Origin of the sequence: Paenibacillus azoreducens (assembly GCF_021654775.1) — a bacterium.
Taxonomy (GTDB): domain Bacteria; phylum Bacillota; class Bacilli; order Paenibacillales; family Paenibacillaceae; genus Paenibacillus_AQ; species Paenibacillus_AQ azoreducens.
Genome location: NZ_AP025343.1, coordinates 2,993,596 through 3,013,509, shown reverse-complemented (window position 1 = coordinate 3,013,509; position 19,914 = coordinate 2,993,596). Strand labels below are relative to the sequence as shown.

Sequence of the window (19,914 nt, the reverse complement as noted above, 5' to 3'; positions counted from 1 at the left end):
AGTTTGAAAAAAACCGTCTTTCGACGTATTTTAAAAGAAAAAAGGCCGCGTTTAGCGGCATTTACCATGCGATTATAGTTGGAGACGTCCATGCAGCGGGCTGTTTAAGAAGAATTTTTGAAGCGTAAAACGCGGGAGCAAACCTAGCTTGTGGACTGACTTTGAAAGTATTCTTTGATCCGTTCGATCAAAGCCTTGGCCGCTTGGCCCAAATAACGGTCGGAACGATAGATAATCGATAAATTCCGGCGCGGTGCGCCGTTATGGATGCGTAGCGTTTTTAATGCAGGATCGTTCATTTGCTTGATTAACGGATAAGACTGAACGGTAGCGCCCAGGCCCTCCCTTACAAGGTTAATAATCGACGTGGCCGAGCTTGTTTCGAGAATCGAATGAAGACGAAAGCCATGTTTTTGCACCGCGTCCTCCACCAGTTCACGACCAAAGAAGCCTTCCGGAAAGATGATCATCGGGAGATCTCTTAGCTCATTGATATCGACGCTGGTCCGATGGGCAAGCGGATGCTTGACCGATACGGTCAACACATATTCCTCTGTGCATAATGGGATGGAGACGACCCGATCCGTTGGCGGTACATTTATGCCTACGCCGATGTCGACTTCGCTTTCCAGCACCTGCCGCAAAATATCAATAGACGCAATGATCATTAATTTTACTTTCGGAAACTCACGGTGGAAATCGACGACAAGCTGCGTGATCCGGTAATCAAGATCGGACGGCATAATTCCGACTCTGATTTTTCCTCCATGCATATGGCGCAAATCCGCGATCGAGTCCTTGACGTTTTGCAGCGTGTCCATCATCGCCGTCGCATGGATCAGCAGCATCTGACCTGCCTCGGTGAGCGCAATTTTTTTGCCGATCCGGTCAAACAGCGGCATATGCAACTCATCCTCAAGCGCCCGGATCTGCTGGCTTAGCGTTGGTTGGGAGACTCCGATGTTCTCGGCCGCCTTCGTAAAATGCATTTCTTCGCACACCGCCATAAAATATTGAAGCTGGCGAATTTCCAAGCACGTCACTCGCTTTCATTATTAATACTAATGATAATATTAGAATCAATAATGATATTCAATCGATTTTTATAAAATAAAGCCCTCCGGAGTCGATCCAGTGACCGCTAACGAAACTAAGAAACGTTATAGAGGCAAAAACGAAGCCGATTCAAATTGAACGAAACTCCATATCGTTATTACGGCAGAACCCGGCATTCAGCCCCTCGATTTAGCCGAATAGCGTTACCTAGTTTCGTTAGAATTTTGGAAAAGTCTATTTTGTTCAAATAACGATTGGTAGTTTCGTTAGCGCTTTAAGATATCAATTTGGCAATAAAAAAGGCGATTCCCGCTGCCGCTCCCCCCACTAAGGCGGTTTGCCAGGCGCTTCGCACGGGTTTCGATCCCGTGAAAGTCCCTTTAACGTATCCGAATATAAATAGAGCGATTAATGTAACGATCACGGAAATGATTAACGCAGTATGCGAATGTCGGATAAACATGTATGGGGACAAGGGGATAATCCCCCCTATGATATAGGATAGGCCTATAGTCAGCGAACTGTTGCGCGCCCTTTTGGGTTCAGGTTCCTCAAGCCCCAATTCGTATTTCATCATGAAACGAAGCCATCGGTCCGAATCTTTGCTGATCGCTTCTACTGCGGAACTAATGGTTTCTTCGGGGAGATGCCATTCCCGTAAAATATCCGCCACTTCCTCTTTTTCCTGTTCGGGAATTTCCTTCACTTCTTGCCGCTCGCGATTTAATTCGGATATATAATGCTCCCGGTCCGTGCGGGCCGCCAGATATCCGCCTAGTCCCATGGCAATGGCGCCGGCGGCGATTTCCGCCATCCCCGCAACGACAACCAGGTTTGTGTTAGAGACGGTCCCGGATAAACCGGCCGCAAGGGCAAACGGAACCGTTAAGCCGTCCGACATTCCGATGACAATATCCCTGATCAGATCCGGAGCCGTAAAATGTTTTTCCTCATGTCTTCCTTCCGGCTTCATCGCAATCTTCGTAGCGCGCAATTCCTTCCCGCCTTTCTGGCATTGTAAAAAACAGGTTCGCTGGAGCATAAAAAACGATTGCTTCCGGGAACATGAATGTTCAGTGCACACATATCTTTCTTAATTTGAAATAAGCCGTCTGAAATTATTCATCCGCTTTCATATAGAATAAAAGAAACGGCGCCCTATTTACTTTGTAGTAGACTTGAAAGAAGGAATTGTTCATTGAGCCCCCATTTGTTGACCGATTGGGATTGGCTCTTCAGCTGCAATGCCGGCAAAAGAAAAAGCCTATTCCGGCAATGATGGCCGGAACAGGCTTACGTAAAGACGCCACATTCCTTGCGGCGGGTGAAAATTGATTTCCCCAGGTTTTTCATGTACTCCCATGCTATGTATTTACCGACTACAACGGGGAAAACCCAACGAAGTTTTGACCTTGGGTTTCCGCTCCGCCTAGTCCTTCATCATGGGAACCCGAACAATATTCGGGTCTGTAAAGATATCGAATTCGTCACGGCTTGTACTGGAAAATTCGGATATGACGGCACCCTCTTCCCCTGCTTGAAACCAATGAAGGATTCCAGGCAGGATGGTGTACTGCTGTCCCGGATGCAAGACAATTTCATGCGAGACGGTGTAATAATCCTTGCTTCGCTGCGGGATAAGAGCCTGAATCGACTTCGCAGGCTCCCCTTCCACATAAAGATAGACCTTGCCCGCCCTGCACCGGAATGTCTCCATTTTACCTGGATCATGGCCGACCGGCGGATGTTTATGCTCCGGACATGTCTGACTCGGGAACAATACAAGCTCCTTAGCACAATACCGATCGGTATTGACATACGTAACGAGCTGCAGTCCCTCCGTTTCCAGATCGTCCAGTCCAAACGATGCGACCTCGACCTGTTCGCGTTCTTCCGCAGACAGCGCGATTCCCGCGTCTTCCAAAATCTCCGCCGTACGTGCCTGAGCAGCCTTCACCTGACTTCGTGTCAGCATGGCGTTCCCCCCTTAAGTGTGATCTGGGTTTGAGATGCCGTCCCATGAACTTTGATATACGACAGCATGATGTTGATCATTCGCACGGTAGCCTTCCAGAAATGGCTTTGGTTCGTGCTGCCGCCAGCCTGATGCAACCCGCAGCCTTACATTATCCCACGGCGGAATTCCGCTGGTTGCATCCATCCGTTCCACGCTGCAAGCTCCGGTAGCCGCCGCGCCGATCAGCACTTGCTCCGGCTTCAGCCCCTGGATAAAACCCGCCAGGAAGCCTGCAATGGCGCAGTCGCCGGCTCCGGTCGTTCCCGCTGCCTCGACGTTGAAACATGGAATGTAAAGTTCGCGGGCAAGCCACTCATCATGCTTAGGACAATAGCGGCCTGCCTTCCGGAACCTTTCCTTTACGGCGGTTGTTCTCATATATAATCCATGCTCGCCCAGCTTCAAAACCACCACCGCTGCACCCATTGCAAGCAGGTCTGAAGAAAGCGCCCGGAGCAGCTCGGAATCCACATATTCGATCAGCCGTTCGTTGCCATGCTTTTGCAGCAACTGATCGTATTGCTCCCTACGGAGCATGAAGAGAAGCTCTTCAATGCTCGGTAGAAACAGATCCACATACGGAAGGACTCCCCCTAGAATACTCTTCCAATCCTGCCGTCCTGCAGCCGCATCCGGATCAGGCATCGCCAGGTCCAGCGAAGTCGTGGCGCCCGCTGATTTGGCCCGTTTCATGAGGCTGATCAGCTCCGTCCCGCCATTCTCATACATTCGCCGCATAAGCGGCGGATAACCGAAATGAAACAGGCCTGCATCCGCTAACGGCCCTGCCTTTACATCTTCTGAACCGAACGTATCGTTCGCGCCCGTATAGTGGAGAAACATCCGATCGGTAGCAGGCGGACTCAAGACGATCGAATAGGAGGTAGATTCACCCGCTGAGATGATCATTTCGTTTGCCAATGAATCCTGCTCGTTGCGAAAAATGGAGAGGAGCGCATGACCGAAGATATCATCGCCGATTTTGCCCATCGGCTGAACTGGAATACCAAGGCGATGCAGTGCAAGCCCCGTATTGGCTACTGCTCCGCCGGCCGCAAGAACCGCCTGCCCAATGTTCATTAGTTTTCCTGGCGCCAGTCCGAATCCTTCGCCTCGTAGGGCGGGAATTACATCAAGACAGATATGTCCTCCTACCATAACGGGAAAAGGCACGGCAACCGACTTTGTCATTCTACTCCCCCCAATTGAGCGGAATGGTATTGCCTGAACGATTCGATTCAAGTGCCGCGGTGAAAATCTGGTGGCTTCCTGCAGCCTCTTCGGGCGTTGCGCAATGGAATGGTTGAAGCATCCCTTCCGTGCCGTTCGCCACTTCGTCGCAGAATGCCGCCCACATCTGCAGGATGGAATCCGAAAATCCAAATTCGAAGATGCCTCCGGTTATCGTTCCATATGCCGACTTGTATGGAGCATCCATGACATGCCACGCTTGGTTACCGCCTTGCTCATAGGGCAGCCACGATATCTGCTTGGGATTTTTGGTCGTGAACTCAGCGGAAAAAGCGGTTCCCTGAATGCGGATAAACCAAGTATTGGCGTGACCGGGAGCGATTCGCTTCGTGGATAGGATCATCGGAAAATCCTGATCCCCGCTTTGCGCTTCACACGCCAGAATCGCATTGTCCCAAGTCTCGCAAGGAGCCAAACCGCCTTTGCCGTCAGGCCTCTCTCCTACAACCTTGGTTAGTAAAGAACGCACGTTTAGCGGTTTCCAGCCAAAGCGCATCGGAAGATGCAGCACATGCATCCCCAGATCACCCATACAGCCGTATTCACCATTGCTGGCAACTATCCGTTTCCAGTTGATCGGCTTCAACGGGTCAAGATCGCTTGAATGCCAGAAGCCTGCCTCTACCTCGATGATTTTTCCAAACCGTTCTTCCTTTACCCACTGCGATATCTGCAAAGCACCTGGGAAAAACGGGAACTCCGATGAGCAGCGGACGATTACATCCGGACTTGCGGCGATTGCTTTTCCGATTTTCGCATTTGCTTCCTGGTCGATACCGAACGGTTTCTCGCCCAGAAGATGCTTGCCTGCCATGATAATATCCGTATAAATCTGCGCATGCAGGTGATGCGGTACCGCACAATACACGGCATCTACATCTGGATCATCCAATAGTTCCTTATAATCACTATACACCCGTTTAACGCTCGGCACCGCTTGTTTAAACCACGAGGTAGCTTCCGGATTGGCGTCGCAAACCGCCGTAATCGAAGGGGCGAAATTTACGTCCATCAGGTGGCACCAACGCGCAGCAGCGCTTGCAAATTCTCTCCCCATCAGCCCGCAGCCGATCACACCGAACCGAATTGTTCGCTTAGCCATGGTTTCCACCGTCCCCGCTCAAAAGGGCCAGCGCCGCTTCCGCACTGTCTCCGTTGTGAACAATTCCCATCAGGGCTCGCGTCATGAGGTCCGGCGCGGGATGTTGAATGACATTGCGTCCGTACACGATACCTGCAGCACCTTGTTCCATCAGCTTCACCGTACGGTCCACGATTTCTTCATCCGCTGCTCGTCCTCCGCCGCGCACAAGAACCGGAACTCCCGATGCTACCTCGATCACCCGGTGATATTCTTCAACATCATCACAGGGATCTGCCTTAATCACATCTGCTCCAAGCTCGACGGCTTGGCGGACGAGAGGCATTATTTTCTTAATGTCACCGTCAACCATATAACCTCCTTTGGCTTCATTCGGCAGCATAACCAGCGGCTCAACCATAAGTACCATGCCATAACGTTCGCATTCGCTCTTCAGATTCATGATATTTTTCACGCACTGATGATGCAGTTCCGGCTGTTCAGGAAGCAGGAGCAGATTTACGCATACGGCCACTGCATCTAGACGAAGCGCATGCTCCACAGCGTTATCAATGATTTCACTAAATAGATACCGCGGCAGCTTGGCGCCGTATATGTTGGCGGCATCCGTACGAAGGACCAGTCCGGGCTTACGTTTACCGGGGATAACCTGCAGGTGCCTAGCCTGGCCGATACTAAGCTGAATGCAGTCGGGATTTGCCCTGACAATGGTCTTCACGGCTTCATTCATGTTTTCAATGGATGCAATGAAAGAAAATTCATTAAAGAATCCATGATCGATGGCCACATCGAAACATTTTCCTTTCTCGCTGAACATCCTATGTAACCTTGCCTTTGCTGCTTGCATCTGCACACCCGCCTTCAGTGATCGTTTTTGAACACGTTATTTCATTTGCAATATAAATCAAATCTAAGCGGCTTCGGAGAAACTCCTCGTTTTGCGAAAAAAGCATTAATGAAGAAAACAGAAAAAACATCAGCATATCTACAAAAAAAGAAAGTGCTTACAAGCGATAGCTTACCAAAAAAAGGAGACACCTAAAACCGGGGTGAAGGACGATATCCCCCGGGTAAAGTCGCATTCACTCACTTTCATTAGAAATACTGATGATAATGATAGAAACAATAATATTGATCAATTAAAGTTGCCCTTTTACACTGGTGTAGACCCGACTTGTAACTTTGAAACACATAGGATGGAGATGATGCGTCATGCGTTTTATTTTTCTGATTACCGCTCTTTTTCTGGCTTCCCTTAATTTGCGTCCCGTCATTACCTCGGTTTCTCCCATGCTGGGTACGATCCAGGAAGCGTTAGGCATGAGCGGCTCCTTGGCCAGTCTGCTGACCTCTTTGCCGGTGCTGTGCATGGGGTTCTTTGCGCCGGCGGCCGTTAAACTAAGCAACCGCTGGAGCATCGAACGAACTATTGCCTATTGCCTGCTGCTAATTGGTGCCGCAACGGCCGCGAGATATTACGTCAATTCCGCATGGCTGATGTTATTAACCGCTTTTCTTGCCGGCGTCGGTATTGCTGTTATCGGCCCGCTGCTGTCCGGATTTATTAAAAAGAACTTCGCCAATCCTTCGGCGATCGTCGGAATTTACTCCATGGCCCTTGTTGTCGGCGCCGCCCTGGGTTCCGGTTTTTCCGTGCCGCTGCAAAATGTTCTTCATGATTCCTGGCAGGCTTCTATCGCATCCTGGTCCATCTTGGCCGTCATTGCTCTTTTTTTCTGGTGGAAACCTGCTGCTCCAAAGATGCCCGAATCGAATGCCTCCGCCGCTGTTAGCTCCATGCACGCTTCGGCAAACCCAAGCCCCAAGCTTCCTTTAAACAATAAACGGGCGTGGCTGCTGACCAGCTTTTTCGGGATGATGGCTTTTATGTTTTATTCGCTTACGGCCTGGCTGCCACCGATGATTGAGGAACAAGGCTACGACAAACATACGGCCGGCATGATTTTGACATTATTCACCCTTATCCAAATACCGGTTAGCTTGATGCTGCCTATTCTGGTCAGTCGTTTTCAGCGTCGCGCGGTTTGGCTCATTGGCTGCTCCGTAATGGAATTAGCCGGACTCCTGCTGCTTTTGTTGCACTTTTCCCCTTGGCTGACTTGCATTTTCCTCGGGATCGGTGCTGGCGGGCTCTTCCCGATGGCGTTAATGCTGCCGATCGATGAATCGTCGAATATGGAAGAAGCCAACGCATTATCCGCAATGACACAGTCCGGCGGCTACATTTTCGCGTCCCTCGGTCCGCTTTACGTCGGTTTTGTTCATGATTACGCGGGCAGCTTTCCTTCGGCGATCCTCAGTTTAATGGTCATTGTGGCTATCATGATCGGTATCCAGCTCAAAATCGGCAATAGAAAAATCAGAACGGTTCGCTCTGACGGTAATATATCTGCCTGACCGATAAAGCCGCTCCCCCGCCAGGTCTATACATCAAAAAGCGAACGGACTTTCCGTTCGCTCTCCCCTTATATATCCAGTTTCGCTTTTGCAGCGGAGCCAGGCAGCTGTTTACCGGTGTGCCCAGCTTTGATCCGTTTCAATTTCGCCATCATATCGCTCTGAGATTCCTTGCGTGATAACATCTCGCATTCGCGGAAAGCAAAATGCTTGCAGCCAAGGCACTTATTTAAATCGAGTTGGGATAAGCCGTAATTGATCGCTTCGCCCGTATGCTCGAAAAAATGCTCTTCCCCGATCAGCGTATACAATCCCGTTTTTTTCAGTACTTCAAGCGGCTGCGGCTGGGCGCCCGACACCAGAACCATCCCGCCAAAGCTCTCGAAGTGGTTGACCAGGCTGGCCAGATTGGATTCGCCTGTGATGTCCATAAACGGAACTTTTCCCATCCGTAAAAGCAGAACTTTCGGTCTCTGATGGATCGTATCCATTATCGACTTCTCGAACATGTTGGCTGCCCCGAAAAAGAGTGGGCCTTCAATCGTAAAGATATCCATCTGCGGGCAATCATGGCCTTCGGCGACGATATGCGAGCTGACTTTGTCATGTTTGTTGTTTGGATCGGGCAGCACTTTGGCCACTTTTAACACATCGCTCATCCGTTTAACGAACAAAATCACGGCCAGAATTAATCCGACCTCGACGGCCGTCGTTAAATTCGTAAATACAGTCAGCAAAAACGTAATAAGCAGCACAAGCGAATCGCTTGTCTTGGTTTTTAAAACACGCATAAATTCTTTGCGTTCACTCATATTCCAGGCTACCAACATCAGGATCGGAGCCATACTGGCCAGCGGAATCTCGGAAGCCAGAGGCGCAAACAAAACTAGCACCAGCAGCACGACAATACCGTGAATAATTCCGGACATAGGCGACACAGCCCCGGTTTTGATGTTGGTTGCCGTCCGTGCAATCGCCCCGGTCGCCGGAATGCCCCCGAACAGGGGGGTTACTATATTGGCGACACCTTGGCCGATGAGCTCGCGGTTGCTGTTATGGCGGCTGCCTGTCATGCCGTCGGCAACAACCGCTGACAGCAAGGATTCGATCCCGCCCAGCATGGCGATTACAAACGCCGGTTGGATGAGAACTTTGACGCGTTCCCAAGTGATCTCCGGAAAATGCAAATGAGGCAATGTACTTGGGATATCACCAAAAGAAGATCCGATCGTCGCTACATTCCCTTTGAAGAACAAAGCTGCAACCACGCTTGAAACGGCCAAGCCCACCAGCGAACCGGGAACCTTCGGCAAAATCTTGGGTGTAACCAAGATCACAATCAAAGAAATGACGGCTGTGCTGACGCTGTAGATATTGATCGTTGACAGATGAAGCGCGATTTCCTTCATGTTCGGCAAAAAGTTCTCATGTTTCTTAATCCCGCTTAATCCTAGAAAATTGGCGATTTGTCCGCTGAAAATAATGACGGCAATCCCTGCGGTAAACCCGATCGTTACCGGCCGGGGGATGAATTTAATCAAAGCCCCCAGCCTAAAAAGCCCCATCAAAACCAGCATGATTCCGGCTAAAAAACCGGCGATTAGTAAATTCTCGTATCCGTATTGAATGACAATCGCAAAGAGAATGGGAATGAACGCCCCGGTTGGCCCACCGATCTGAAATTTGGAGCCGCCGAGCAGGGATATGAGGATACCGGCAACAATGGTGGTGTAAATGCCGTACTCCGGCTTGACCCCGGCAGCAATAGCAAATGCCATCCCTAACGGAATGGCAATGATTCCAACAATTAACCCTGAAACAAGATCTTTTCGCAATGACGCGGCGTTATAACCTTCAAATCTTCCATTCCATTTCATTAGACATACCTGCAATTCTCTATATATTTGATTATTTGAATATATAGAGATCGTACCCTTGGATCATCATACATGTCAATCGCCAAAACCGGCGTAATCCGCAGCTAACCACGAAAAAAACAAGGTCTTTCTTGAGTTTGCTCAAGAAAGACCTTGTTTCTTCCGGCTTAAGGCTCATTTCGAATGCCTTCAAGCAAGGAAATGGCGTCAACAAGATGATTATCGAATATTTGCTTTGCTACAGCCAGCAGATCTTTTATAAGCGGATCGCGCAAGGAATAAATGACCGAGGTGCCGTCTTTAATGCCGGTAACCACGTTTTTATTCCGCAGCACGGCCAATTGCTGGGATACGGCAGACCCTTCCGAACCTAAAATACTCTGTATTTCATTGACGTTTTTGTCGCCTTCGCTCAAAACCTCAAGGATGCGAATTCTCATCGGATGCGCCAACGCTTTAAAAAAATCGGCTTTAAACTGCTGGATGGTTTGATTCATGGCGTAGCTCCCTTTTACGGCTAAAACTTTTGAATATATGAATATCATATCACAAGCTGCAGCATCCGAGAAAACAACATCCCCCATGTAATCCCTATAAATTCCATCCAGCAAGCTGAGAATGCCTATGTTTTAGTGAAGAATTGGCGAAATTGACACATAAACAGAATCGTGGCTGTTGACCTTAAGAATGAAAATAACCTGGAATGCAGATATTAAATGATGGATGTCCATCAATACCGGACAAACCGACTTTCTTGATAAAGGATGGTGTCCACCTTTGAACTGTAATGTTGGCAAAACAGAACAAGCAATCCGAATTTCAATTGGAGCGACTATCGTTTTGGCGGGCTTGTATTACAAAAGTTGGTGGGGGCTCATTGGATTAGCTCCGATCATTACTGGCGCAACACGCTATTGCCCGGCAAATGCAATTTTGGGTTTACAGAACTGCAATGGTAAACGCTCCTTGAATTAATGTTAAACAATTCAAAAGAAACGACTTCTTCGGGCGAGGATGGCACAACGCGCAAAAAATTTTTTAGAGCCATAATTTTGTTTTCGAATAAGTGCCTCCCCCCATTTTTTAAATAGGACATGCATAAGGCAAAAGGATTAACCAATCTGGCTGTAGATTAGAACCACTCGTCAGCTCTTTATATTACCCGAGTCCGGGGATATTCAAATCATAATTCAATATTTTGTATTCACCGTTCTCGTCTTGAATCATATGGAATGGAACGACCCATCCCCTGTTCAATTATTTTCCTTTCCGATAGGCTTTGCCGCTTGAGAAAGGAAACACGCGACGGTTACTGCGACAAGCACGACAATCAGGGCTCGAAGCAGGCCTACTGATTCTCCGATAATCCCCAAAAGAGGCGGGCCGACAAGGAACGCGAGGTAACCCGCAGTGGATACTGCCCCTACCCTTGCCGCTACTCCGCGAGGATCGTCTCCCGCAGCGGACAGGCCTACCGGGAAGCCAAACGCCGCACCAAGTCCCCACAGCACAATCCCTACCGTTGCGACTCCATAACTTGGCCCCAATATAACTATAAGTATTCCTATAATCGCGAAAAGCGCGGATGCCCGCAGAACGATTACTCTGCCGAACCGGTCGAGCAAGATGCCGCCTGCTGCACGTCCAACAGTCATGGCTCCTACAAATAGACCGAAAGCAAATGAACCCATGGCGGGTGTAGCTTTGTATCCGTCCACCATGACGAGCGGCAGCCAGTCATTCGCCGATCCTTCCGCAAAAGCCATTCCAAGCACGATAATGCCGATCAGAACCGTACGCCGCTCTTTCCACACGGCCATGCGTTCCCTGGCACTCATCGGCGGTTCACTCGTATGATTGCGAGTTTCTTTCCCCGTGCCCGCCGGCAAGAGACGGCATAAATAAATTCCAGACATCATAATAACCGCCATGACAACCCCCAAGTGGACTGGAACCGACATGTCGAACTTAATCGCGGCGGATCCGGCCATTGCTCCAAGCAGTGTACCTACGCTGAATGCGGCATGAAATCCGGTTAAAAGCGACTTTTGAGCTGCTCTCTCCACCGCCGTTCCCTCCACATTCATCGCCACATCCCATATTCCGTTCCCAAAACCAAAAACAGCCAAACCTAAAAATACTATTGTACTGTTCGTTAACCATGAGCCGCCTATGCCCACAATTACAAGTCCAACAGAACTAACGATCAGGCCAACCACAATGACAAAGCGAGCGCCCTTATGCGCAATAAGATGACTTGCAATCAACAGACCGATGATAGAGCCTACGGCTAGCCCAAATATAATCCAGCCCATTTGTCCCGTGGTTGCCCCCAGCGCGTCCCGAATCGTTGGCGTACGCGATACCCATGAGGCTAACGCAAATCCGGGGAGTGCAAAAATGAAATAAATGGCGATCCGCCATAAATATATTTGACGACTGTTTAACGAATGATTCATGTATGTCCTCCTAAGTATGATGATCCCATCTTTTGCAGTTGAACCTGGAGCACCTCCTTTGCGCTTTATCTCCGTTTCTCTACCAGCTTCAGCGAATAGGCAAGGCTCTCCAGCGTCATTGTAATTAATCCATACATGTAGTCCTCATCCGGATGCTCCAGCAGCGTCAGCTGAGGCATATGCATCTCTGGAATATATCTCTGACATTCCTGCCGGATCAGCTCCACGTCAGCGGGCTGTACCAGGCTCCCCGTCAAAGCAATCTTCTCTGGGTTCATTACTGCGATCAGACTTGCTACGGCACGCGCAGCCAGCGGATGGAAAGTCTTCCGATCATGCAGCTGACGCAGCTGTTCCTCACGGGTTATGCCAAATGGCAAAAAGGCGATCTCCCCCGCGAACCGGGTGTTCCCCCTGTGAATATGCCCGTCAACCATCAAACCGGCTCCCGGAAAAACTCCTTCGATAAATGTCGCAACGGCGACGGACTTCTCATATTCGTATTCCTGCTTCTGGTAAAAGCCGTACACAGTCGAGTTCATGTCATTTTCAAGAATGACCTCGACCTCATGTTTCTCGCGAATAGCAGCCTCCAGCGGAACTTGAACCAGTTCGGGAATATCACCGGCAGTGATGACTCCCTCATTGACGACGCCCGGAACGCCGATTCCAACAGCCCGGATGTGTGGATATCGGGAAATGAGCCTATCAATCAGCTGATAGATCATTTCAGCATCCATCTGTCCGGTTTCCTGGTATCCTTCCTCTACTGCTTCCCCTGCTAGGTTGGCAACCGTAAAAGTAAGAGAATGCATCTTCACCCCAGCTTTGATAATAATGCACGCAATATAAGAAAAATTCACGTTAAACTGGTACAGTCTGGCCGGACGCCCACCATTCGATTCCTCCATATCCAGTTCCAGCAGTTCACCGGTATCCAGCAGCTCATTAAGAATGCTGCCGCAGGTGGCCACGCTTAAACCCGTAGCCTGGGCCACCATTGATTTCGTGCCTTGTTTCATCGTTTTGAGAGCCTGCCGAACCAGCTCCTGGTTCATTTTCTTAATTCGCATGGTATTGTTTGCAATGGGATTCATAAATTAAAATTACACCTCGCCTCCACTTTTGATGATACTTTTAATAAGTATTAACTTAATTGATTTCAAGCTTTTTGTCTACCTCTATTCCCATAATAAAAACAACGTATGTCCGCGATTATGCATTTTTGCGTTACAACGAAAAAGCCGCCAATTTGGCGACTTTTTATACGTTTATTCAGACACTTGTTATTGGAAACATCAATCCCTAACGGTACCTTGAATACATTTTCTGCCTATTTCATTCAACTTGATGATAAGGTACTTCAACACCCTCATCGATATATATTTGATTCGCAACATCAACATAACTCATCGTATTCCGTAACCAATAATACGACTCATCGATTTTAAAAAGCGGCACGGACAACTGATGCTCAAATGAAATCATAAATTGTTCATCTTTTCCAATCGTAAATCTTGTGCCAAGTCCGTCTTCCAATTCATATCGACCCGTAATATCATCTTTACTGGTGAGTGGTAAAATGACTACATGTTTTGGCGCCTCGACAACATTCCGTTTTCCCATGAAGCAATCCATGATTTCTTGTTCATATTGCGGAAACACTTCTTGATTCGTCGCCAACACAATCACTTCTCCCGTTGTTCTGTTCAAAAAGGCTTGTGCCGAGCAGCCCATCCATCCGCCTGTATGGCCGACCCACTCATCTTGAAGGATAAATCCATAACCATAATGCTCAGCGGCTTCTGTTGGTGTTAACATAAATTGCACAGTCTCTTTGCGAAGGTACCGGCCTTCCCAAAACGCTTTTAAAAACTTCGCCACTTCCGTCACTGTTGCATAAATGCCGCCATCGCCATATTCATTATTGTATTTTTCAGCCTTGCTTAAATATCGGTCATCAATCGCCTTTTTATATTGCTGCTCCTCATAGTCATACGTTTGACCTTGCGCTTCGAATGGATTGGTAGGTTTTGTTGTCATATGGGTAAGATCTAATGGTTCTGCAATATATTGCTGTAAATAGGTTTCATACGTTAAGCCGCTTACTTCTTCAATCATTTTTGCAAGCAAAACATAGTTCGTATTGCTATATGACCAGTGCTCATTTGGCGCAAATTGCGGCAGGGCCGCTTCGACGAATGATTCGGCACTTATGCTTGAATTTTCTGTAATATACTCTGGAATGCCGGATGTGTGTGTAAGCAATTGCGCTACGGTCACCTCTGTAAAATGCGGTACTTTAAACCATTTTGTAATTTTATCCTCCAACCGTACCTGCCCTTTTTCGATGAGTTGGAATGTCATTACCGCTGTAATCATTTTACTTAATGACGCCAGGTTAAATTGTGTATTTTCCGCAATCAGGTGCTGCTTTCCGAGTTCTTGAAACCCATGATAATACTGCTTGATTTGTCCGTTTTTTTCATGATACGCTGCACCATTAAACGAAATATGTTGAAGTAAACCTTCCATTTGTTAACCCCCTAAATATATTAGATATCTAACATATTAAGCGCGAAGAAATTTTTATAATTCATGTTCAAAAAGGTCGGTTTTCAGCACCGAGAAGGTTGAATGAAGCTAGGGACTGAGGAGCGGAGCGTACGTTTGGGTACGTGAGCACCGGAGGGCCCGGCTGAATTCAAGATTCGATGCCGAGTTCACTTCCTGATTTACTTCGTGTTAGATATAGAATTTTTTTAGTTATCAGCCGAGGCTGATGAAATTCTATATCGCAAGAAAACCTACCTATGCATCGCGGTCGCTCATCCTTGAAGTTGCATCGATTAGGTTTTCTTATCAAAAGCGGACTTTTTGAACAACATCTTATAATTCCTTCATCGCAATCTCTCTCAATTTGTTGACAATACGTTCTAATTCGTCTATCTCTATTGATGAGAGTTTACTGTAAATCTTGTCTGCGACTTGCTGTTCTACATAATCCTGTTTTTTAAAATATTCCATTCCTTTATCATCCAACGTTATAAATACTTCGCGCCGATTCTGTGGATTAACTTCCCGCTTGATATATTGTTTTTTTTCTAATTTCGCAATCAATTGGCTGACGGCGCTGGAACTGATATTCATTTCAATGGCAATTTCACCGACCGTTATGCGTTTTAACAAGTATACAATATCCAATAGAACTGCTTGCTGTGTTGTTATGCCGCTATTTAAATATTGCTTATAATGCTTAAAGACCAGACGGTTTATTGTATATTCGGCTTCATTTATGCGCTTAACCTGTTCATATAAAGACAAAAAATCACCCGCCAATATGTTAGATGTCTAATATATTAGCAGGCGATGAATAAAACGTCAAATCACATTATTATTTTTGATTTTTAATGACAACTTCAGTTACAGTTAAAAATTTCCTTGGTTTAATATTATCAATAATAATATCCGCGATATCATTAGGGTCCATTAACTTTTGGGTTTGCTCGTCTGAAAACACCCCATCCCAAAACTCGGTTTTCATGCCGCCCATATATACGGCAGATACACTAATGGGAGTTTTTTTCAGTTCCAGCGCCAGACTCTCCGTAAATCCCCTCACACCAAATTTACTCGCGCAATATACGGATTCCGTTACTTTACCTTCTAAACCGGCTGTAGAGACAATATTCACGATTATCCCCTCATTAGATTGTTTCATCCCTTTTAACACTTCTTGCGTGCAAAAAATGGTTCCTTTTAAATTAATGTCAATCATTTGATGGATTGAATCTTCACTCAAATTTTCAGCAGCATCAAAAAATCCAACGCCGGCATTATTAATCAGTAAATGGATGGATCCAATATTATCTTGTATAGATTGAATGATTTGGGTGACCCATTGTTTTGAAGAAACATCCACCTCATAAATGGAATAGCCGTGAGTTAGAGTTTTGGCCGTTCGCTCAAGCTTTGGTTTATTTCTGCCGAGTAAACAAATATAGTAGCCCAAGCAGGACAATTTTTGAGCAAGTGAAGCACCTAATCCGCTGCCAGCGCCTGTTATAACCGCAATCTTTTCGTTCATTATACCCACGATCCTTTCTCTTTTAGCCTACTTGCAAAGGATATATTGTGAAAAGCTTACCAGGTCAAGGGATTTCCTAAAATTATTTGTATGGGTTAATATGTATCCGGAGGGATATGATTATGCCGAATATAAAAAAAATCGCAGAAATGGCAGGAGTCTCAATTTCTACCGTTTCGCGCGTTTTAAATAATCATCCGTATGTAAATGAGCAAAAACGAAAAGAGATATTATCGATCATCGAAAAATTAAACTACTCTCAAAATTCGAATGCTGTCCATTTGGTACGAGGCAAAACGAATGTTATTGGTGTTGTTCTTCCCTTTGTAAATCATCAATATTACAGCGCGATTATCGAGGGTATTTCAAGAATGGCCGCAAAACACCATTACAATATCATGCTTTGCCAAACGGGTTATAGTCCTGAGAAAGAAATAGAAGTTTTAGATATGTTAAAAATGAAAAAATTAGATGGGGTCATTATATGCTCCACAATCAATGGTTGGCAGGAACTCGAAAAATATGTCAAGTTCGGTCCAATCGTCACATGTGAAGATACCGTATCTTCATACATGTCCAGCGTTTACATCGATCATTACAAAACATTTGCATTAGGAATGGAATACTTAATAGAACATGGCCATAGACGAATTGGTTACTGCGTTGGACGAAAAAATAGCATCAACAGTCTAAATCGAAAACAGGCGTACTTGGATGCCTTATCTTCTATTCAAGTTATGCCGAAAGAGGAGTGGGGATTTGTAGACTGCTTCACGGTAGAGGATGGGACACGTGTTGTTCAATCCCTGCTTCAAATGAAAGAGCGTCCAACAGCCCTGCTTGTATCATGTAATCATATTGCGGCAGGGATCGTAAAAGCAGCCCCAAAAAGCGGTCTTTCGATTCCGGGAGACCTCACAATTATTGGTTGCGATGACCAGCAGATTGCAGAAATTCTGGAAATCACGACCATTGCCCACTCGAGTGTAGATGTTGGTGCTGGTGCGTTTACATTATTGCATGACCATATTACAAAAAAGAACAAAGAAACGAAAAAAATCGAGTTATTTCCAAAACTAACCAAAAGGCTTACAACATAAGGAAAAGTAAAGGCACATCTCAAGTAAAATGATTGTACTTAAGTGCTGTTCCCCTAAATTTTGCACAAAAGACCGTCGAAGTAGTCGGCGGTCCGCTTGCCGATGGTCGGTAATTCAACGTTAGCAAAACAGACTGCCGAAGTATTGGCAGCCTGTTCGTGTTCCTGATGTTCATTCATCAAAATCATAGTTATCAATAAAAAATAATATTTTTCCATAGTTTTTCATAAATATTTTGTAATCGGCATTTCCTTTCAAAACGATTATGGTCGGATAAGCGTTTACTTTGCGTTGTTTTAATACAGCTAACAATTCTTTCTGTTCAATGCAATAAAATTTTCCTTCTTCATATTGAATAAGAAGCGGTGGGAGAGCAGATGCATGATCATCTTCTTCATCAGTATTGGTACGGCCTTCCCTCATCTCAATTCCATCACGCCGAATAAGACGCAGTGGAAACTTAACGACTCCGAAATATAGATGATCTCCTTCCGTGAAGTCATGTAAACTGTGAACAACTTTTCGGGTAAGCAACAGATAACATTGAATCCATTCTTCGAGCATCCCGACACTTGCATATTTCACAGCCGATTCTACAGTCGGAAAATACGTTAAATTTCTATCATTTTTCTTCGAATATATGATTTTCTTAATGGAATCCAAGGATAGGAAGTATTCGTCCGCAAGCTCCGAAACCGTCATACCATGTGCATATTTGTTGCGAATCATGAAATTACGTCTCTGCAATTGATTTCGGTAACCGGACATTTCGCCCCAAGCCCTTTTTTCCTCTGCAGGAATATAAAGAAGTTTCCCTGCCGCGTATTTCTGGATTTCTTTTAGCAGTTCCTCAGGTAATATATCACTCGCATTTTCATATTTCATAAATTCACCATTTATAAGGCGTATATTCGATCTTTCAGTTGACTGACTGATTTCATAATGGACATGCAGGATTCTGTGTCATCAATTGATGCATGCCAACGCAAGGTATCAATCCCTTTATAATAAGCCATGCATAAGAATCTTTCTTTAAAATCCGGTATGACGATGTCCCTTTTCTTGCAATACTCGACGAACAATTCCGGTATGTGTAAGTAAGGCTTATTTAAGTCCATAATGGCAAAATCCAAGAGAAAATCGCATATGCCGGATCTGCTCCAGTCCGGAAAACCGACCGTTGTTTTTCCATCCGTGATCATAATTTCAAAAAACGTATTATTATTAACCAAATAACGTTTCCCTTCACAATAATCAATTCTGTCCTTCATTTCCCCCAAGTATTTTTCGACAAATCCCCGATCTAAAACCGTCGTTTCAAACATTTCTCTCCAATTATACCAATACCCCTCTTTATCTTCTGAAAACGTATCAATCAGAAATTCCCTGCAGGTTCCATACTCTGTTTTACAATCATCATTAAACTCTCCATAACCTTCTAACCCCGCAATATCTGATGAACTAATTTCCAAAATATTGTCAAAAAACAATACGTGGCAATCTGCAAACTGTTTTGGGTTTAATTCATCTGCAATAAATCCTTTCGGCGTCATACTTACCGTTTCAGGAAGCATCGATTTAATGATATTATCCTTCCCCATCCTTCTATCCCCTTTTCGACTTTGAAATTATGAATACATCAGCTGCGCATCTGATATGTAAAATCATATCATTGGCGATGTCCGGGATATAGGCAATGAATATCTTTAATCAACTTTACACTCAATATGTCAAAAATGACATCATGTTTTCATAAGTTCGTAACACAATAACTTTCCGATTTTACTATGATTTAGAATGAGTTTTGGCTTTAGGTTTGATATAGAAAACATGTGGTTAATACATGGTACAAGGAGAGGATCCAACATGAAGTTTAAATCAGCGAAAAAAGTTTGGGCTGCCTTTGCAGTTGCAGGCGTTGTCGGAATTGGCGCAACTCTGGCGAATTCTTCGGTTTTTCCGGTACATCAAGTAGAAGCTGCGGCCGCAAAACAGGACAACTACGCTTCCGCACATGCGCTCCAAACGTTAAACAGCTTTTATAAACCAGCTTTGAAAGGACAGTTTCCGGGAGCAGTAAGCAACCTGACGATTGGAAAAAGCACCCGGAAGGATGTCTTTAAAGCCATCGGCGAACCTGAGGAAGCCAGAAAAAATGCAACCGGCTATGACGTATACAGCCCCAATATGGGGAATCCTGGCTACGCCATCTCATATCAATCCGATAAAATTCGCGAGATCCGATATTTCGGCACCAGCATTGAACGCCAAACCAATATCGGCGGCATTACGATGAGCATGGTGAAGAAGCATTGGTTTGCTCCTAATTCCACAACAACAATTAAAAACGGAAAGACGAAACAAACGAAGCTCACGTATATCCGCGGAAATTATAAACTGGAGTTTATTTTCAACAGCAGCACCGATTTGGACCATATTAATCTGTTAGCCAAGTGAGGATTTTGTAAAAATCCTGAATTAAAACACCCGTTGAACAAACGGGAGATAAATCGTATAAATCCTCTTTTTGAAGGCAAGAGGCGGTCG

At 45.9% G+C, this 19,914-nt stretch carries 19 protein-coding genes; 4 read left to right on the top strand and 15 right to left on the bottom strand.

All coding sequences use genetic code 11. The features are described from left to right. Positions 1 to 143: 143 nt before the first annotated feature. From L6442_RS13125 to L6442_RS13100, 6 genes are all read right to left on the bottom strand, one after another. The gene (locus L6442_RS13125; protein WP_212977288.1) at positions 144 to 1,034 is read right to left on the bottom strand and encodes a LysR family transcriptional regulator; all 891 of its coding nucleotides are present in this window, start codon (positions 1,032 to 1,034) and stop codon (positions 144 to 146) included. Positions 1,035 to 1,330: 296 nt separating this feature from the next. After that, entirely contained in the window at positions 1,331 to 2,050 is a 720-nt protein-coding gene (locus L6442_RS13120; protein WP_228101132.1) for a VIT1/CCC1 transporter family protein, read from the bottom strand. Between the two features lie 435 nt (positions 2,051 to 2,485). After that, positions 2,486 to 3,031: a D-lyxose/D-mannose family sugar isomerase gene (locus L6442_RS13115; RefSeq protein WP_212977287.1), complete on the bottom strand. Its 546-nt coding sequence runs from the start codon at positions 3,029 to 3,031 to the stop codon at positions 2,486 to 2,488. Positions 3,032 to 3,043: 12 nt separating this feature from the next. Then, a complete protein-coding gene (locus L6442_RS13110) occupies positions 3,044 to 4,264 on the bottom strand; it encodes a carbohydrate kinase family protein (protein ID WP_212977286.1) in 1,221 nt (406 codons plus the stop codon). A gap of 1 nt (position 4,265) precedes the next feature. Continuing rightward, positions 4,266 to 5,426: a Gfo/Idh/MocA family protein gene (locus tag L6442_RS13105; protein WP_212977285.1), complete on the bottom strand. Its 1,161-nt coding sequence runs from the start codon at positions 5,424 to 5,426 to the stop codon at positions 4,266 to 4,268. Beyond that, positions 5,419 to 6,273: a class I fructose-bisphosphate aldolase gene (locus L6442_RS13100; RefSeq protein ID WP_237100299.1), complete on the bottom strand. Its 855-nt coding sequence runs from the start codon at positions 6,271 to 6,273 to the stop codon at positions 5,419 to 5,421. Before L6442_RS13100 ends, L6442_RS13105 begins: the two co-directional genes overlap by 8 nt. Before the next feature lie 365 nt (positions 6,274 to 6,638). On the opposite strand from L6442_RS13100, the gene L6442_RS13095 reads away from it, so the two are divergent. After that, on the top strand, positions 6,639 to 7,844 hold the full coding sequence (locus L6442_RS13095) for an MFS transporter (RefSeq protein WP_212977284.1): 1,206 nt from the start codon (positions 6,639 to 6,641) through the stop codon (positions 7,842 to 7,844). 68 nt (positions 7,845 to 7,912) lie between these two features. On the opposite strand, the gene L6442_RS13090 is transcribed toward L6442_RS13095, so the two are convergent. Together L6442_RS13090 and L6442_RS13085 are read right to left on the bottom strand one after the other, a co-directional pair. Then, complete coding sequence (locus tag L6442_RS13090) at positions 7,913 to 9,721, bottom strand: SulP family inorganic anion transporter (RefSeq protein WP_212977283.1); 1,809 nt, start codon at positions 9,719 to 9,721, stop codon at positions 7,913 to 7,915. Between the two features lie 167 nt (positions 9,722 to 9,888). Beyond that, a complete protein-coding gene (locus L6442_RS13085; protein WP_212977282.1) occupies positions 9,889 to 10,218 on the bottom strand; it encodes an ArsR/SmtB family transcription factor in 330 nt (109 codons plus the stop codon). A gap of 226 nt (positions 10,219 to 10,444) precedes the next feature. Here L6442_RS13085 and L6442_RS13080 point away from each other — a divergent pair, with 226 nt between their 5' ends. After that, positions 10,445 to 10,696 carry a YgaP family membrane protein gene (locus tag L6442_RS13080; RefSeq protein ID WP_228101134.1) on the top strand — a complete coding sequence of 84 codons (252 nt, stop codon included), beginning with the start codon at positions 10,445 to 10,447 and terminating at the stop codon, positions 10,694 to 10,696. 278 nt (positions 10,697 to 10,974) lie between these two features. On the opposite strand, the gene L6442_RS13075 is transcribed toward L6442_RS13080, so the two are convergent. The 5 genes from L6442_RS13075 to L6442_RS13055 all read right to left on the bottom strand — a co-directional run bounded on the left by L6442_RS13075 (position 10,975) and on the right by L6442_RS13055 (position 16,267). Then, positions 10,975 to 12,180, bottom strand: a complete 1,206-nt coding sequence (locus tag L6442_RS13075; RefSeq protein WP_212977281.1) for an MFS transporter — start codon at positions 12,178 to 12,180, stop codon at positions 10,975 to 10,977. A 65-nt stretch (positions 12,181 to 12,245) separates the two neighbouring features. Beyond that, positions 12,246 to 13,277, bottom strand: a complete 1,032-nt coding sequence (locus tag L6442_RS13070; RefSeq protein ID WP_237100298.1) for an ROK family protein — start codon at positions 13,275 to 13,277, stop codon at positions 12,246 to 12,248. Between the two features lie 241 nt (positions 13,278 to 13,518). After that, positions 13,519 to 14,715 (bottom strand): serine hydrolase domain-containing protein, encoded by a 1,197-nt coding sequence (locus L6442_RS13065; RefSeq protein WP_212977280.1) that lies wholly within the window; start codon positions 14,713 to 14,715, stop codon positions 13,519 to 13,521. A gap of 354 nt (positions 14,716 to 15,069) precedes the next feature. Further along, on the bottom strand, positions 15,070 to 15,504 hold the full coding sequence (locus tag L6442_RS13060) for a MarR family winged helix-turn-helix transcriptional regulator (RefSeq protein WP_212977279.1): 435 nt from the start codon (positions 15,502 to 15,504) through the stop codon (positions 15,070 to 15,072). Positions 15,505 to 15,574: 70 nt separating this feature from the next. Next, positions 15,575 to 16,267 carry an SDR family oxidoreductase gene (locus tag L6442_RS13055; RefSeq protein ID WP_212977278.1) on the bottom strand — a complete coding sequence of 231 codons (693 nt, stop codon included), beginning with the start codon at positions 16,265 to 16,267 and terminating at the stop codon, positions 15,575 to 15,577. Positions 16,268 to 16,389: 122 nt separating this feature from the next. On the opposite strand from L6442_RS13055, the gene L6442_RS13050 reads away from it, so the two are divergent. Next, positions 16,390 to 17,367, top strand: a complete 978-nt coding sequence (locus L6442_RS13050; protein ID WP_212977277.1) for a LacI family DNA-binding transcriptional regulator — start codon at positions 16,390 to 16,392, stop codon at positions 17,365 to 17,367. Positions 17,368 to 17,538: 171 nt separating this feature from the next. On the opposite strand, the gene L6442_RS32945 is transcribed toward L6442_RS13050, so the two are convergent. Both L6442_RS32945 and L6442_RS13040 read right to left on the bottom strand, forming a co-directional pair. Next, complete coding sequence (locus tag L6442_RS32945; protein WP_306436666.1) at positions 17,539 to 18,252, bottom strand: CD3324 family protein; 714 nt, start codon at positions 18,250 to 18,252, stop codon at positions 17,539 to 17,541. An 11-nt stretch (positions 18,253 to 18,263) separates the two neighbouring features. Further along, a complete protein-coding gene (locus tag L6442_RS13040) occupies positions 18,264 to 18,968 on the bottom strand; it encodes a hypothetical protein (protein ID WP_212977276.1) in 705 nt (234 codons plus the stop codon). A 265-nt stretch (positions 18,969 to 19,233) separates the two neighbouring features. On the opposite strand from L6442_RS13040, the gene L6442_RS13035 reads away from it, so the two are divergent. Beyond that, a complete protein-coding gene (locus L6442_RS13035; RefSeq protein WP_212977275.1) occupies positions 19,234 to 19,824 on the top strand; it encodes a YjgB family protein in 591 nt (196 codons plus the stop codon). The last annotated feature ends 90 nt before the right edge of the window (positions 19,825 to 19,914 follow it).